The following is a 15,318-nucleotide window of genomic DNA, read 5'->3' on the forward strand; positions in this document are numbered from 1 at the left end:
CGACCGGTTGCGTGGATCAATGGATTCCGGGTTCGCGCTACGCGCGCCCCGGAATGACGAGGCGACTAACTAATACGCCTCTTTTGCGTCCGCCTCTGCGCTGGTTTGGATCAGGTCCAGGCTTTGCTCGATCTTGCCGAGCAGGGCCGACAATTGCTTGCGCTCCTGCACCGAGAGGCAGGAGAGTATTTCATCTTCCCGCCGCAGCAGCTGCGGAAACAGCTCCTCGTACAGCGCGCGGCCCTTCTTCGTCAGCTGCAGGCGGAATTCGCGACGGTCGGCTTCGTTCTCGACCCGCTCGATCAATCCCTGATGCAATAGCGCGGTCACCGCGCGGCTGATGGTCGATTTGTGGGTGCGGGTGCACTGCGAGATGTATTGAGCGCTGCAGGCATCGTTGCGGAAGCCGAGCGTCGCGAGCACCCGCCAGGCCGGAATGTCGAGGCCGTGGCGTTCCTGATATTCGATGGCGAGCGCGGAACTGACTTCTGCCGCGAGCCGGTTGAGACGGAACGGGACGAACTTGAACAGGTCGAGCCGAGACTTTGCCGTCGGCAACGCCTCGTCCGCCTCTGGTGTCTTCAGCGCGATATCGCCGGATGTCCTCGCCAAGTCAGCGCTCCGAATTCCAGTTGACGACCGGCCGGCTCCGGTCCAAAATAGTTGCACATGAGACTATCTAGCAGATTAGTCCTCTCCTGACCAGAGCCGAGGTTCGTGCATGGCGCAGGCCAATACCCATCAGGCCAAAACCCAGTTCGGCTACCGCCGCCACCCCGATCAGGATCGTCCCGTCCAGAATCCGGCCGAGCATCCGGTCGTGGTCGTCGGCGCGGGCCCGGTCGGGCTGTCGCTGGCGATCGATCTCGCCCAGCGCGGCCAGCAGGTCGTTCTTCTCGATGACGCGGACCGCATCGGCGAAGGCTCGCGCGCGATCTGCTTCTCGAAGCGTTCGCTGGAATATTGGGACCGGCTCGGCGTCGGCGACCGCATGGTCGAGAAGGGCGTGGTGTGGAGCGTCGGTCGCATCTTTCACGGCGAGTCCCAGCTCTATCAGTTCAACCTGCTGCCGGAGGACGGCCACAAGCGACCAGCCTTCATCAACCTCCAGCAATATTACGCCGAGGCTTACCTGGCCGATCGCGTGCAGGAGCTGCCCGGGATCGATCTGCGCTGGCGCAACAAGGTCACGGCGCTGGAGCAACGCAACGACTGCGTCGCGCTGACGATCGAGACGCCGGATGGAGCCTATCGCCTGCACGCCCAATATGTCGTTGCCTGCGACGGCGCGCGGTCGTCGCTGCGGCAGATGGTCGGCGCTGACTTCGCCGGGCAGGTGTTCGAGGATCAGTTCCTGATCGCCGACGTCAGGATGACCGCGGAATTTCCGACCGAGCGCTGGTTCTGGTTCGATCCGCCGTTTCATGCCGGGCGCTCCGCGCTGCTGCACCGGCAGCCCGACGATGTCTGGCGCATCGATCTCCAGCTCAATCGTTATGCCGATCCAATCGTCGAGAAGAAGCCGGAAAACGTGCGGCCGCGGATCGCGCGCATGCTCGGCCACGACAAGTTCGAGTTCGAATGGATCTCGCTGTACAAATTCCAGTGCCGACGGATGGACCGCTTCATCCATGGCCGCGTGATTTTTGCCGGGGATTCGGCGCATCAGGTCTCACCCTTCGGCGCGCGCGGAGCCAACTCGGGTCTGGAGGATGCCGAAAATCTCTCCTGGAAACTGGACCGCGTGCTGCGCGGCGCATCGCCTGCGAGCCTGCTCGAGAGCTATCATGTCGAGCGCGGTATGGCAGCCGACGAGAATATCCGAGAATCCACTCGTTCGACCGACTTCATGGCGCCGAACTCGCATCAGGAGGCGCGGCTGCGCAAGGCGGTGCTGTCGCTGGCTAAGGAGACCGAGTTCGGCAAGCGGATGGTCAATGGCGGCCGGCTGTCGGTGCCTTGCAGCTACGATTCTCCATTGTCATCGCCCGATGCGGATGCGTGGCGCGGCGGACCGTCTCCCGGCTGTTCGATGCTGGATGCGCCCGTTGCCACGCGCGCGGGCGAGCAGGGCTATCTGACGGATGCATTCCGCAAGGGTGGAACGGATTTCACATTGCTGTCGTTCAGCAACGGCGAGGCCATCAAAGCGCCCGAGGGCATCAAGGACATCCGCATCGGCGGTGAGGGCGGGCTGGCGGATCGAGAGGGTTTCGTCGCGAAGCGCTACGATGCCGAGCCCGGCTCAGCCTATCTGCTCAGGCCGGACGGTTATGTCGCGGCTCGCTTCCGCCACCCGACGCGCGCTAGCGTTGCAGCGGCGCTGTCGCGGGCACAAGGCTTGAATTGAGGTCAGCACATGCCGCTCTCCACCAGCTCCAACTTCGCGCGGCCCGATGACGCCTTTCGCGCCCTCGTCGAGGCGCATCGCGGTCTCACCGACGAGCAAAGCGCCGATTTCGACGCGGCGCTGGTTCTGATCCTCGCCAACCATATCGGCGACATCGACGTGCTGCGGGAGGCGATCGGGCTGGCGAAGCGCCGCATGATCGACGGCCAGCAGCAACAACAGCAACAACAATAACCCATGAATCCAAGGATGAACTGATGGCGAAGAATTTCGCATCCACCGGCGACCTCTCCGAGAAGAAGATCACCTTTTCCGAGATCGGCACCGACCTCTACGCCTTCACCGCCGAAGGTGACCCCAACACCGCCGTCATTGTCGGCGACGACTGCTGTCTCGTGTTCGACGCGCAGTCGACGCCGGCGATGGCCAACAAGGTGATCGATCGCGTGCGCACCGTCACCGACAAGCCGATCAAATACGTCGTGCTGTCGCATTATCACGCCGTCCGCGTGCTGGGGGCGTCCGCGTACAAGGCGCAAGGCATCGTTTCGTCGCAGGAGACCTATCGGCTGATCGAGGAGCGCGGCCAGCAGGACTGGGATTCCGAATATGGCCGCTTCCCGCGCCTGTTCCAGGATGCCGCAAGCATTCCCGGCCTGACCTGGCCGACGTTGACCTTCGAGGGCGAGATGTCGATCTATCTCGGCAAGCGCGAGGTGCGGCTGATGCAGCTTGGCGCCGGCCACACGTCCGGCGACATCGTCGCCTGGGTGCCCGACGCGGAAGTCATGTTCTCCGGCGACCTGATCGAATATCACTCGGCCTGCTATTGCGGCGATGCGCATTTGCGTGAATGGCCGCTGACCCTGAACGAGATCCGCAACTTCAATCCCAAGGCGATCGCGCCAGGCCGCGGCGATGCGTTGAAAGGTGTCGCCACCGTGCGCGAAGCGATCGCGATGACGCGCGACTTCGTCACCTCGCTTTATGGTGCAGCCGAAATCTCGGTCGCCAAAGGACGCACGCTGAAGGAGACGATGGCGGCAACGCGCGAGGTGATGGATCCGAAATTCCAAGGCTTCGCCATCTACGAGCACTGCCTGCCATTCAACGTATCGCGCGCCTACGACGAAGCTTCGGGAATCGACGATCCCGTGATCTGGACCGACAAGCGCGACCAGGAGATGTGGGCCGCCCTGCAAGGAGGAGGATAGTCATGAACATCAATACCTCGCCCAATCAGATCATCCGCAGCTCGGCGCAGGTGACGCCGGGCTACATGTCCGGCTTCGGCAACAGCTTCGAGACCGAGGCGCTGCCGGGCGCGCTGCCGATCGGGCGCAACTCGCCGCAGCGCTGCGCCTACGGTCTCTATGCCGAGCAGCTCTCCGGCTCGCCCTTCACCGCGCCGCGCGGCACCAACGAGCGGTCCTGGCTCTATCGTATCCGACCCTCGGTGAAACACTCCGGTCGATTCGAGAAGGCCGATGCCGGGCTGTGGCGTTCGGCGCCGTGCCATGAGAACGATCTGCCGATCGCGCAATTGCGCTGGGACCCGACGCCGATCCCGAAGGAGGACATGACCTTCCTCCAGGGCGTGCAGACCATGACGACGGCCGGCGATGTCAACACGCAGGCCGGCATGGCCGCGCATGTCTATCTCATCACCAAGTCGATGGTGGACCAGCATTTCTATAACGCCGACGGCGAGCTGATGTTCGTGCTGCAGCAGGGCAATCTGCGTCTGGTCACCGAGTTCGGCCGCATCGACGCCGAGCCCGGCGAAATCGTGGTGATCCCGCGCGGCGTCAAGTTCCGCGTCGAGATTCCCAACGGGCCGGCGCGCGGCTATGTCTGCGAGAATTATGGCGGCGCTTTCACCTTGCCGGAGCGCGGGCCGATCGGCGCCAATTGCCTCGCCAATGCGCGCGACTTCCTCACGCCCGTCGCCTATTACGAGGACAAGGACACGCCGACCGAGCTGTTCGTCAAATGGGGCGGCGCGCTGTTCAAAACCACATTGCCGCATTCGCCGATCGACGTCGTCGCCTGGCACGGCAATTACGCGCCCTACAAATACGATCTGCGCACGTTCTCGCCGGTCGGCGCGATCGCCTTCGACCATCCTGATCCCTCGATCTTCACCGTGCTGACCTCGCCGTCGGAGACCGCCGGCACGGCGAATATCGACTTCGTCATCTTTCCGGAACGCTGGATGGTCGCGGACAACACCTTCCGTCCGCCCTGGTATCACATGAACATCATGAGCGAGTTCATGGGACTGATCTACGGCGTCTACGACGCCAAGCCGCAAGGTTTTGTCCCCGGCGGCATGAGCCTGCACAATTGCATGCTGCCGCATGGCCCGGATCGCGATGCGTTCGAGCACGCCAGCAACGGCGAGTTAAAGCCGGTGAAGCTGACCGGGACCATGGCCTTCATGTTCGAGACCCGCTATCCGCAGCGCGTAACTGCGCACGCCGCGAACGCGGCAACGTTGCAGGACGATTACGCGGATTGCTGGAAGGGCCTGGAGAAAAGGTTCGATCCCAGCAAGCCGTGACTTGCTTACCCTCCCGGAGGGGGAGGGTCGCTCGCGTCAGCGAGCGGGGTGGGGTGACAGTCTCTCCATTGAGGCGGTGCCCGAGTTGAGAGATCACCCCACCCCGTTTCGCATTCCGCGTCGCTTCATGCGAACCGACCCTCCCCCTCCAGGGGAGGGTTGTTCGGCACCAGAATTCGTATCGGGAAAAAAATGCCCCACCCCAACGACCCCAGCCTCCGCTCTTTCATCGACGTCGATCCCGTCTCCGACTTCCCGATCCAGAACCTGCCTTACGGCGTGTTCTCGACCGCGGCCAACCCGACGCCGCGCGTCGGCGTGGCGATCGGCGACCATGTGCTCGATCTCTGGGAGCTCGAGCAGGATTCGCGGCTCGATGTCGGGCCGCTGGGCGTGTTCTCTGCACCGTCGCTCAATCCCTTCGTGGCGCTCGGGCCAAAACTGTGGACAAAGACGCGGGCACGGATCAGCGAACTCTTGCGCGCCGATCATCCGGAGCTGCGCGACAACCGGGAACTGCGCGCGCGGGCGCTGGTGCCGATGGCGGATGTGACGCTGCATCTCCCCTTCGCAGTCTCCGGCTATACCGATTTCTATTCCTCGAAGGAGCACGCCACCAATGTCGGCGTGATGTTCCGCGGCAAGGACAACGCGCTGCAGCCGAACTGGCTCCACATGCCGATCGGCTATAACGGCCGGGCCTCGACTGTCGTGGTGTCCGGCACAAAGGTGAAGCGGCCGCGCGGGCAGTTGAAGCCGCCGAATGTGGAAGTGCCGAGCTTTGCGTCGTGCAAGCGGCTCGACTTTGAGCTGGAGATGGGCGTCGTGGTCGGCCAGCCGTCGCCGATCGGCGGCATGCTGACCGAGCAACAGGCCGAGGAGATGATCTTCGGCTTCGTGCTGCTCAACGACTGGAGCGCGCGCGACATCCAGCAATGGGAATATGTGCCGCTGGGTCCGTTCCTCGCCAAAGCGTTTGCGACCTCGATCAGCCCGTGGGTGGTGACGCGCGAGGCGCTGGAGCCGTTCCGGTTGAAGGGGCCGGAGCAGCAGCCGGCGCCGCTCGATTATCTCAAGCAGGCGAAGGCGCAGAACTACGATGTCGAGCTCGATGTCTCCTTGCGTCCCGGCGGCACGAATGCGCCAACGCGCATCAGCCGCACCAATTTCAAATACATGTACTGGTCGTCGGTGCAGCAGCTGATGCACCACGCCTCCAGCGGCTGCGCGATGAATGTCGGCGATCTCTTAGGGAGCGGTACGATCTCCGGTCCGGAGAAAAGCCAGCGCGGCAGCCTGCTGGAGATCAGCTGGAATGGCACCGAGCCGGTCGAGCTCGCCGGCGGCGCCAAGCGGTCGTTCCTGGAAGACGGCGACAGCCTCGTGATGCGCGGCTGGTGCCAGGGCAACGGCTACCGCGTCGGGTTCGGCGAGGTCGAGGGGACGATTTTGCCGGCGGAGTGATTGCTGGGGGAGCGATGCGACGCTCTATCCACATTCTCCGTCATTGCGAGCGCAGCGAAGCAATCCAGAATCTTTCCGCGGAAGCAGTCTGGATTGCTTCGTCGCATCAGCGCAAAATTGCTTCGCAATTTTGTCGCGAGCTCCTCGCAATGACCTGGAGACGGCTCAGCGCTTCTCCGGCGGCACGTCGCGTATCCCCGCGCAATGCGCGGCGACGTCCTCCAGGCTGAACTTCAAATGCACACGCTTGTCCGACGGCGGGTGTGTCATCACGCAGACGCCCGGTCGCCATTGCCGCGTTGGCCGGATCGGGCGTGGCGCAAAGCCGCCGCCGCAGTTCGGGCAGACGTTCGACAGCTTCGTCTCGACGCAGTCCGCGCAGAATGTGCATTCATAGGAGCAGATCCGCGCCTCCGTTGCATGGGGCGGCAGGTCGCGGTCGCAATACTCGCAGTTCGGGCGAAGCTGGAGCGCCATGGCTGAATCTCCGGGTTTGGCTCGGATCTTCGCAAATCAGACCGGCAGCGCGAAGGCCGCAATTCCCTCGATTTCAGCCAGGGTTCAAATTCTTCAGCGGCAGTCGCGAGCTTTCCTTCAACCTGTCCAGCACGATCGAGGAGCGCACATGCGCTACGCTCTGGTGCGGCATCAACACATCGTTGACGAGGTTGGAGAGTCCCCTCAAATCGTGCAGCACGGCTTTCAGCACATAGTCAGCGTCGCCCGTCAACGAATACGCCTCCTGGATCTCGTCGATGCGGTTGACCAGGGTGCGGAAGCGCTTGGCGTTGTCAGGTGAATGGGTCGCCAGTGTCACCTGGATGAAGGCGACCACGCCAAAGCCCAGGGCCTCGCTGGAGAGGTCGGCGTGATAGCCTGAGATCACCTTCTCCTGCTCCAGCCGCATCCGGCGGCGCGAGCATTGCGAGGCCGACAGGCCCGCAAGATCGGCGAGCTCCTGGTTGGTGAGGCGGCCGTCATCCTGGAGCGCGCCCAGGATCTTGAGGTCGAAGGCATCTACCGAAATCATGCGCGAAAAGCCCTGTTGATGCACAAAGCATGCATAGGCTAGCTCAACTGCGTCCCGTTTGCACGCCCATTGCGCGCGCCATGAAGGATAGTTCTTGCAGGGCAATTTGGGAGAGCAGCCAATGGGTCCGTTTCCGCACGATGCACCGCCGGCCACGATCACGGCCGAAAATCCGATGGGCACCGACGGGTTCGAGTTCGTCGAATATGCCCATCCCAAGCCGCAAGAGCTGCACGCGCTGTTCAAGCTGATGGGCTATGCGCCCGTTGCCCGCCACAAGACCAAGGCAATTACGGTGTATCGCCAGGGCGACATCAACTATCTCGTCAACGAGCAGCCCGGCATGCACGGTTTCGACTTTGTCGCCGCCCACGGTCCCTGTGCGCCCTCGATGGCGTTCCGCGTGGTCGATGCGAAGGCCGCTTATGCGCGCGCGATTGCGCTCGGTGCCGAGCCTGCGGATCTGTCATCCGCGCAGAAGACGCTCGATCTCCCGGCGATCAAGGGCATCGGCGGCAGCCTGCTCTATTTCGTCGATCGCTATGGCGCCAAGGGCTCGGCCTATGATGCCGAGTTCGAATGGATGGGCGCGCGCGATCCGCGGCCCGATGGCGCCGGGCTGTTCTATCTCGATCACCTCACCCATAACGTTCATCGCGGCCGCATGGATGTCTGGACCGGCTTCTACGAGAAGCTGTTCAACTTCCGCCAGATCCGCTTCTTCGACATTGAGGGCCGCGCCTCGGGCCTGTTCTCGCGGGCGCTGACCAGCCCCGACGGCAAGATCCGGATTCCGATCAACGAGGACGCCGGCGATTCCGGCCAGATCGAGGAATATCTCAATATCTATCGCGGCGAGGGCATCCAGCACATCGCCTGCGGCTGCCGCGACATCTACAGCACGATCGAAGGCCTGCGCGAAGCCGGCCTGCCGTTCATGCCGGCGCCGCCCGCCACCTATTTCGAGCGGATCGACGCAAGACTGCCGAAGCATGGTGAGGACATTGCGCGCTTGCAGAAGAATGGCATCCTGATCGACGGCGAAGGCGTCGTCGAGGGCGGCCAAACCAAAGTGCTGCTCCAGATCTTCTCCGCCAATGCGATCGGCCCGATCTTCTTCGAGTTCATCCAGCGCAAGGGCGATGACGGCTTTGGCGAGGGCAACTTCAAGGCGCTGTTCGAATCGATCGAGGAGGATCAGATCCGGCGCGGGGTGTTGAAGGTGGAGAATGCGGCGTAGCTTTCGGGCACACTGCCGCGTCAAAACGCAGCTGTCGTCCCGGACAAGCGCGCCCTAAAGCGCGCGTAGATCCGGGACCCATAACCACAGGACGTAGTCGCAAGCCGAAGGCGGCCACTCCGAGTCTTCGTAATCACATCCGTCTGTGGCTATGGATCCCGGATCTGCGCTTGCGCTTGTTCGGGATGACGAGAGCAGGCTGGGGCGCGACCGGGAGTTTATCTTCCGGTTGTCCACGCCTTCGTCACCGCCCCGATCTCCGCCCCTTCCGGCTCGCGCACGGTCGACCGCGTGCGCGAGAATCGCGGCGCGGGTGCCGGCTGCTTCACGCCGTGGCGCTCGACGAACACCTTTCTCGCGACCATGTGCGGATGCTCGGTTGCTTCCGACATGGTCAGCACCGGTGCGAAGCAGATGTCGGTGCCTTCCATGATCTTGCACCAGTCCTCGCGCGTCTTGCTCTTGAACACGGCCTTGAGCTTCTCCTTCAGCGCCGGCCACGCGTTGCGGTCCATCTGCGCGTCGAAATCGGCATCGGTCAGGCCGGCGTGTTGGCGCAGCAAGGCGTAGAACTGCGGCTCGATGGAGCCGATCGAGACGAAATGGCCACAGGCGCATTCATAGACGCCGTAGAAATGCGCGCCGCCGTCGAGGAAATTCTGGTCGCGGCCTTCGGTCCAGCGGCCCATCGCCGTCATGTCGAAGAAGAACGACATCAGCGATGCGGCGCCATCGCACATCGCCGCGTCGACCACCTGGCCCTTGCCGGATTTTGACGCTTCCAGCAGCGCCGCGAGCACGCCGACCACGAGGTAGAGCGCGCCGCCGCCGAAATCGCCGACCAGGTTGAGCGGCGGCATCGGCGCCTTTTTGGTGCCGATCGCGGCAAGCGCGCCGGTGATGGAGATGTAGTTGATGTCGTGGCCGGCGGCGTTCGCAAGCGGGCCTTCCTGGCCCCAACCGGTCATGCGGCCGTAGACCAGCTTTGGATTGCGCGCGAGCACGACATCGGGCCCGAGGCCCAGCCGCTCCATCACGCCGGGGCGAAAGCCCTCGACCAGTGCATCGGCATTCGCAAGCAGGTCGAGCGCTTGCGCGATTGCCGCCTTGTCCTTGAGGTCGAGCTCGATCACCTTGCGGCCGCGGCCGGCCACCGACTTCATGCTCTTCCTGGCGCCCACGCGATCAAGCGTGACGACCTCCGCTCCCATGTCGGCCAGCAACATGCAGGCGAACGGGCCGGGCCCGATGCCCGCGAATTCGACGATGCGGAAGCCTGACAGCGGGCCCGAGTTGCGAACGGAGGAGCCTTCTGGTTTTTCTTCTGGTTTTTCTTGGGCTGGTTTGTCGAGCAATTTGTTGTTTCCTCGGGTCGCGGGCGGATTGCCGATGGTCCGGGCAAGCGCTCGGGACGTTCCTCTGTGGGCGAGTTAATTGGCTGATTAACTTTTCTCGCCTTCACGCCAGCGAGGCAAGCGGTTTTCGTGGCGCTCGGCCAAAATAAAAGCGGCGCGCATCGCTGCGCGCCGCGGAAGATTTGTGTTGAGGCGCTATCACCCGGCGGCGGTGACCGCGCGCTGTGCCATCACCTTGACCAGATTGGCGCGGTACTCCGCAGTGCCGTGGATATCGGCCAGCAGGTTGCTCGCCGAAATGCTCACGCCGTCGATCGCGGCCGGCGACCAGTTTGCCTTCAGGGCGGCTTCGATCGCGGGCACCCGCATCACGCCGCTCTGGGAAGCGCCGGTCGCGGCCACCCGAACCTCGCCCGACTTGGTCTGCGCGACGAAGACCGCGGTCAGCGCGAAGCGAGAGGCCGGATGCCGCATCTTGGCGTAGCCTGCCTGCGCCGGAACCGGGAACGATACGGCGGTGATGATCTCGCCGTCTTCAAGAGCGGTCGTGAACAGGCCCTTGAAGAAGTCGCCCGCCGTGATCGACCGCTTGTTGGTCTTCACGGTAGCGCCGAGTGCGAGCAGCGCGGCCGGATAGTCCGCGGCGGGATCGTTGTTGGCGATCGAGCCGCCGATCGTGCCGCGATAGCGGACGGCAGGATCGCCGATCAGCGACGCCAGGTAGGCGAGCGCGGGGATCGCCTTCTTCGCGGCATCGCTGGTCGCGACGTCATAATGCGGCGTGGCAGCCTTGATGGTCACCGTGTCGCCGGAGGCCTCGACGCCGATCAGCTCCTTGATCTTGCCGAGATCGATCACGTCCGAGGGGCTCGCGAGGCGCTGCTTCATGACCGGCAGCAGCGTCTGGCCGCCGGCGAGAAACTTTGCGTCGCTGCCCTTCGCGAAGAGAGAGGCGGCCTCATCGACTGAAGAGGCGCGATGATATGTGGTCTGGTACATCTTTCTCTCCTCTCAGGCCGCGTGGATCGTGCGCCACACCCGATCCGGGGTTGCGGGCATTTCCAGATTGTTCTTGCCGATCGCGTCCGTGATCGCGTTGATCACGGCCGCAGAGGCGCCGATCGCGCCGGCCTCACCGCAACCCTTGATGCCGAGCGGATTGCCCGGGCAGAGCGTCGTGGTGTGAGAGAGCTTGAACGACGGGAGATCGTCGGCGCGCGGCATGGAGTAGTCCATGAACGAGGCCGTGACCGGCTGGCCGTTGGCATCATAGATCGCGTGCTCGAGCAGTGCCTGGCCAATGCCCTGGGCAAGGCCGCCATGGACCTGTCCCTCGACGATCATCGGATTGATCAGCCGTCCGAAATCGTCGGCGGCGACGAAGTTGACGAAGGACGTCTTTCCGGTGCCGGGATCGACCTCGAGCTCGCAGATGTAGGTGCCGGCCGGGAAGGTGAAGTTGGTCGGGTCGTAGAAGGCGCTCTCCTTCAGTCCCGGCTCCATCCCGTCAGGCAAATTGTGCGCGGTGTAAGCCGCGAGCGCGACCATCGGCAGTGCGATCGCCTTGTCGGTGCCGGTCACCTTGAACTCGCCGTTCTCGATGACGATGTCGGCCTCGGACGCCTCCAGCGCATGCGCGGCGATCTTCTTGGCCTTCGCTTCCATCTTCTCCATCGCCTTGAGGATCGCGGTGAGACCCACGGCCGCGGAGCGCGAGCCATAGGTGCCCATGCCGAACTGCACCTTGTCGGTGTCGCCATGGACGATCGAGACCTGGCTGATGGGAACGCCGAGACGCTCCGCCACAAGCTGGCAGAACGTGGTCTCGTGGCCCTGGCCGTGGCTGTGCGATCCGGTGAGGATCTCGATGGTGCCGACCGGGTTGACGCGCACCTCGGCCGATTCCCACAGGCCGACGCCGGCGCCGAGACTGCCGACCGCCTTCGACGGCGCGATGCCGCAGGCTTCGATGTAGCAGGACACGCCGATGCCGCGCAGCTTGCCGTCGGCTTTCGCCTTGGCCTTGCGGCCGGCGAAGCCGGCGTAGTCGATCGCCTTCATCGCGGCATCGAGCGACGCATTAAAGTCGCCGGTGTCATAGGCCATGATCACGGGCGTCTGGTGCGGGAACTGGGTGATGAAGTTGGTCCGGCGAAGAGCCGCAGGATCGACGCTCAACTGCCGCGCCGCCGTCTCCATCAGACGTTCGATCAGATAGCTCGCCTCGGGGCGGCCGGCGCCGCGATAGGCGTCGACCGGCGTGGTGTTGGTGTAGACGCCGACCACCTCGGCATGGATCGCCGGGATGTTGTACTGGCCCGACAGCAGCGTCGCGTAGAGATAGGTCGGCACCGATGACGAGAACAGCGACATGTAGGCGCCGAAATTGGCGTAGGTCTTCACCTTCAGGCCGGTGATCTTGTTGTTGGCATCGAACGCCATCTCGGCATGGGTGACGTGGTCGCGGCCATGCGCGTCGGTGAGGAAGGCCTCGGTGCGGTCGCCGGTCCATTTCACCGGACGGCCGACCTTCTTCGAGGCCCACAGCGCGACCATCTCCTCGGGATAGATGAAGATCTTCGAGCCGAAGCCGCCGCCGACGTCGGGCGCGATCACGCGCAGCTTGTGCTCGGGGGCGATGTTGTAGAACGCCGACAGCACGAGGCGGGCGACGTGCGGGTTCTGCGAGGTCGTGTAGAGCGTGAAATGCTCTTCCGCCTGGTCGTAATCGGCGATCGCCGCGCGCGGCTCCATCGCGTTCGGGGCGAGGCGATTGTTGGTGACGTCGAGCTTGACCACATTGGCCGCCTTGGCGAAGGCGGCGTCCGTGGCGCCCTCGTCGCCAATCACCCAGTCGTAGACCTGGTTGCCGGGGGCCTCGGGATGAAGCTGCGGCGCGCCGGCCTTGATGGCGGCACGCACGTCGGCGACCGCGGGAAGCTCTTCATAGTCGACGACGACCGCTTCCGCCGCGTCGCGCGCCAGATTCTTGGTTTCGGCGATCACGACCGCGACGGCCTGTCCGACGAAGCGCACCGTCTCCGGCGCCATCGCCGGCCATGCGCCCATCTTCATCGGGCTGCCATCTTTCGAGGTGATGGCCCAGCCGCAGATGAGGTTGCCGACCTTGTCGTCGACGATCTCTCGGCCCGTCAGCACCGCGACCACGCCCGGCATCTTCAGGGCGGCGGAGGAGTCGATCCCCTTGACCTTGGCGTGCGCGTGCGGACTGCGGATGAAATGGGCATGCGTCATGCCCAGCAACTTGATGTCGTCGACGTAGCGGCCCTTGCCGGTAATGAAACGCTTGTCTTCCTTGCGCACGACGCTTGCGCCGATGCCTTCAACACCCATGTCCTGTCCTCCCGACCGGAATTCTGTTTGACCGCCCTTTCCATCGAAAGCTGCGGTGGTGATTATGTATTCGAGACGGTCGCTTTACTCGGCCGCCTGCGCAACCTTCATGCGTCCGGCCGCATCCAGCACGGCTTTGACGATGTTGTGATAGCCGGTGCAGCGGCAGATGTTGCCTTCGAGCTCGTGGCGGACGGTCTCTTCGTCGAGTTGGCCGCCATAACGGTGCACGATGTCGATCGCCGACATGATCATGCCCGGTGTGCAATAGCCGCACTGGAGGCCGTGATTGTCGCGGAAGGCGGCCTGCATCGGGTGCAGCTCGTCACCCTTGGCGATGCCCTCGATGGTGGTGACGTTGGCGCCGTCGGCCTGGCCCGCCAGCATGGTGCACGATTTCACGGCCTTGCCGTCGATATGCACGACGCAGGCGCCGCACTGGCTGGTATCGCAGCCGACATGGGTGCCGGTGAGGTTGAGGTTGTCCCGCAGCAGCTGGACCAGCAGCGTGCGGTCTTCGACGTCGACAGCAACGGCCTTGCCGTTCACCGTCAGTTTGACTGTAGACACGTGATACCTCCCCGACTGATTTTGATTGTTTCCAATTAGAGACAGCGGCCCCCGACTTTGCAACTGGCATTTTGGGCGCCTCCGTCACGGAAAAGTCACGGGGTCGGCAGGTGCGATGGCTGGCCGGTCGGGAGTCGGCTGTTTTAGGCAGGGCGCCGGCCGAGTGGGCTGCCCGGCATCAGGACCAGTCAGAGTTACAAGATGCGCCGAATTTACCACCCCTTATTGATTCTGCCTTAGTTTTGCGCATCCGGTCTGGAGGCGGGGCGCCTCCGGATTGCGATTGAATGGAAAATCGGGGGTGGGAATGTCCGGGCGTATTGCGTCACCATCTAAGCGCACCATGTTTCCGACCCTCAGGTTCCGCGCCAAAATCATCCTCGGCTTTGCCGCGGTGCTGGTGATTTCGGCCGGCAGCATGGCCTTCGCCTATTTCGGGTTCGAGCGGGTCTCGTCCGGCGTCGGGTCCTATCGCACCAGCGTGTCGGAGGCCGATCTCGCCCGCAATATCGACCGCGAACTGCTCGCCTACCGCTCGGCCGTCAGGTATTTCGTCGTCACCGGCAAGGAAGATGACGCCAAAGCCGCCCTGGACTCTGAAGCCAACCTCAAGAATGCCATCGACCAGGCGATCAAGGGCGCCAAGACGCCGGCGCGGCTGGAGGGCCTCAACAAGCTTGCCAAGGAGTTTTCGAATTACGCTGCGAGCTTTGCCAAGGTTCTTCAGGCCAAGCGCGACAGCGCGCTGTTGGTGCAGAACCAGCTCATGCGAAACGCCAACCTGCTGAAATACAAGCTCGACGACATCGGCAACAATGCTTCCGATTCGGAGGCACAGGCGATCGAGTTCGGCACCAAGCAGGTCAATGCCCAGTTCCAGACCGCGGGCGCGGCGGCGACCAATTTTGTGCTGACGTCCGACCAGGCGATCGCATCAAGCGCGCTGGCCCGGCTGAAATTCGTCGATAACTCCCTCGGCGCGGTCTATTCCATGGACGACAAGATCGTTGCCGGCCTCAAGGATGCCAAGGCGCTGCTCGCGGCCTATCGCGAGGCGCTGGAGAAGCTGATCGCCAACGCCAAGATGGTCGATGATCTCGTCACGGAGATGAGCGGCTCGGCAGGCGCGATCCTTCAGGGCGCCACCGCGATGAAGGCGGACCTTGTTTCCGAGCAGCAGCGGCTGGAGTCCGAGTCAGAAGCAACGATCGGGAAGACCGAGCACCTGGTGCTGATGCTCGCCGTCGGCGGCACGCTGCTCGGCGCAGTCCTCGCCTTCCTGCTCGGCACCGGCATCTCGCGCCCGATGATCGCGATGTGCAAGGCGATGCGGGAGCTCGCGTCGGGGAATTTCGACGTCGTGCTGCCGGGCCTCGGCCGCAAGGACGAGAT

Annotated in this window: 14 protein-coding genes; 7 read left to right on the forward strand and 7 right to left on the reverse strand. The window is 63.7% G+C overall.

The genetic code is table 11. From position 1 onward, the window contains the following. Positions 1 to 69: 69 nt before the first annotated feature. Positions 70 to 612, reverse strand: a complete 543-nt coding sequence (locus AC0L2O_RS33320) for a MarR family winged helix-turn-helix transcriptional regulator (protein ID WP_473372729.1) — start codon at positions 610 to 612, stop codon at positions 70 to 72. A gap of 109 nt (positions 613 to 721) precedes the next feature. Here AC0L2O_RS33320 and AC0L2O_RS33325 point away from each other — a divergent pair, with 109 nt between their 5' ends. From AC0L2O_RS33325 to fahA, 5 genes are all read left to right on the forward strand, one after another. Then, positions 722 to 2,350, forward strand: coding sequence for an FAD-dependent oxidoreductase (locus AC0L2O_RS33325; protein WP_473372730.1), 1,629 nt, complete (start codon positions 722 to 724; stop codon positions 2,348 to 2,350). A gap of 9 nt (positions 2,351 to 2,359) precedes the next feature. Then, positions 2,360 to 2,584, forward strand: a complete 225-nt coding sequence (locus AC0L2O_RS33330; RefSeq protein ID WP_369719875.1) for a DUF2783 domain-containing protein — start codon at positions 2,360 to 2,362, stop codon at positions 2,582 to 2,584. A gap of 23 nt (positions 2,585 to 2,607) precedes the next feature. Next, entirely contained in the window at positions 2,608 to 3,564 is a 957-nt protein-coding gene (locus AC0L2O_RS33335) for an MBL fold metallo-hydrolase (RefSeq protein ID WP_473372731.1), read from the forward strand. A 2-nt stretch (positions 3,565 to 3,566) separates the two neighbouring features. Then, entirely contained in the window at positions 3,567 to 4,913 is a 1,347-nt protein-coding gene (gene hmgA / locus AC0L2O_RS33340; protein ID WP_473372732.1) for a homogentisate 1,2-dioxygenase, read from the forward strand. 192 nt (positions 4,914 to 5,105) lie between these two features. Continuing rightward, positions 5,106 to 6,377, forward strand: a complete 1,272-nt coding sequence (gene fahA / locus AC0L2O_RS33345) for a fumarylacetoacetase (RefSeq protein WP_473372733.1) — start codon at positions 5,106 to 5,108, stop codon at positions 6,375 to 6,377. A 165-nt stretch (positions 6,378 to 6,542) separates the two neighbouring features. Here the strand turns inward: fahA and AC0L2O_RS33350 are convergent, their stop codons facing one another. Further along, entirely contained in the window at positions 6,543 to 6,854 is a 312-nt protein-coding gene (locus AC0L2O_RS33350) for a DUF1272 domain-containing protein (RefSeq protein WP_473372734.1), read from the reverse strand. A 73-nt stretch (positions 6,855 to 6,927) separates the two neighbouring features. Then, positions 6,928 to 7,407 carry an Lrp/AsnC family transcriptional regulator gene (locus AC0L2O_RS33355; protein ID WP_473372735.1) on the reverse strand — a complete coding sequence of 160 codons (480 nt, stop codon included), beginning with the start codon at positions 7,405 to 7,407 and terminating at the stop codon, positions 6,928 to 6,930. Positions 7,408 to 7,528: 121 nt separating this feature from the next. Between AC0L2O_RS33355 and hppD the strand changes: the two genes are divergently transcribed. Beyond that, a complete protein-coding gene (gene hppD, locus AC0L2O_RS33360) occupies positions 7,529 to 8,647 on the forward strand; it encodes a 4-hydroxyphenylpyruvate dioxygenase (RefSeq protein ID WP_473372736.1) in 1,119 nt (372 codons plus the stop codon). A 218-nt stretch (positions 8,648 to 8,865) separates the two neighbouring features. On the opposite strand, the gene AC0L2O_RS33365 is transcribed toward hppD, so the two are convergent. From AC0L2O_RS33365 to AC0L2O_RS33380, 4 genes are all read right to left on the reverse strand, one after another. Then, positions 8,866 to 10,002: a CaiB/BaiF CoA transferase family protein gene (locus AC0L2O_RS33365; protein WP_473372737.1), complete on the reverse strand. Its 1,137-nt coding sequence runs from the start codon at positions 10,000 to 10,002 to the stop codon at positions 8,866 to 8,868. A 198-nt stretch (positions 10,003 to 10,200) separates the two neighbouring features. After that, entirely contained in the window at positions 10,201 to 11,001 is an 801-nt protein-coding gene (locus AC0L2O_RS33370) for an FAD binding domain-containing protein (protein WP_473372738.1), read from the reverse strand. A 12-nt stretch (positions 11,002 to 11,013) separates the two neighbouring features. Next, positions 11,014 to 13,356: a xanthine dehydrogenase family protein molybdopterin-binding subunit gene (locus AC0L2O_RS33375; protein WP_409191096.1), complete on the reverse strand. Its 2,343-nt coding sequence runs from the start codon at positions 13,354 to 13,356 to the stop codon at positions 11,014 to 11,016. 84 nt (positions 13,357 to 13,440) lie between these two features. Further along, complete coding sequence (locus AC0L2O_RS33380) at positions 13,441 to 13,926, reverse strand: (2Fe-2S)-binding protein (protein ID WP_369719868.1); 486 nt, start codon at positions 13,924 to 13,926, stop codon at positions 13,441 to 13,443. A gap of 307 nt (positions 13,927 to 14,233) precedes the next feature. Here AC0L2O_RS33380 and AC0L2O_RS33385 point away from each other — a divergent pair. Beyond that, positions 14,234 to 15,318 (forward strand): methyl-accepting chemotaxis protein (locus tag AC0L2O_RS33385; RefSeq protein ID WP_473372739.1); only part of this gene is annotated, 1,085 nt, incomplete at its 3' end.

The organism is Bradyrhizobium sp. Kon10, assembly GCF_055807395.1.

Coding starts and splice junctions, on each gene's coding strand:
- AC0L2O_RS33325 (WP_473372730.1), top strand. CDS start 722: ATGGCGCAGGCCAATACCCATCAGGCCAAAACCCAGTTCGGCTACCGC.
- AC0L2O_RS33330 (WP_369719875.1), top strand. CDS start 2,360: ATGCCGCTCTCCACCAGCTCCAACTTCGCGCGGCCCGATGACGCCTTT.
- AC0L2O_RS33335 (WP_473372731.1), top strand. CDS start 2,608: ATGGCGAAGAATTTCGCATCCACCGGCGACCTCTCCGAGAAGAAGATC.
- hmgA (WP_473372732.1), top strand. CDS start 3,567: ATGAACATCAATACCTCGCCCAATCAGATCATCCGCAGCTCGGCGCAG.
- fahA (WP_473372733.1), top strand. CDS start 5,106: ATGCCCCACCCCAACGACCCCAGCCTCCGCTCTTTCATCGACGTCGAT.
- AC0L2O_RS33350 (WP_473372734.1), bottom strand. CDS start 6,854: ATGGCGCTCCAGCTTCGCCCGAACTGCGAGTATTGCGACCGCGACCTG.
- AC0L2O_RS33355 (WP_473372735.1), bottom strand. CDS start 7,407: ATGATTTCGGTAGATGCCTTCGACCTCAAGATCCTGGGCGCGCTCCAG.
- hppD (WP_473372736.1), top strand. CDS start 7,529: ATGGGTCCGTTTCCGCACGATGCACCGCCGGCCACGATCACGGCCGAA.
- AC0L2O_RS33370 (WP_473372738.1), bottom strand. CDS start 11,001: ATGTACCAGACCACATATCATCGCGCCTCTTCAGTCGATGAGGCCGCC.
- AC0L2O_RS33375 (WP_409191096.1), bottom strand. CDS start 13,356: ATGGGTGTTGAAGGCATCGGCGCAAGCGTCGTGCGCAAGGAAGACAAG.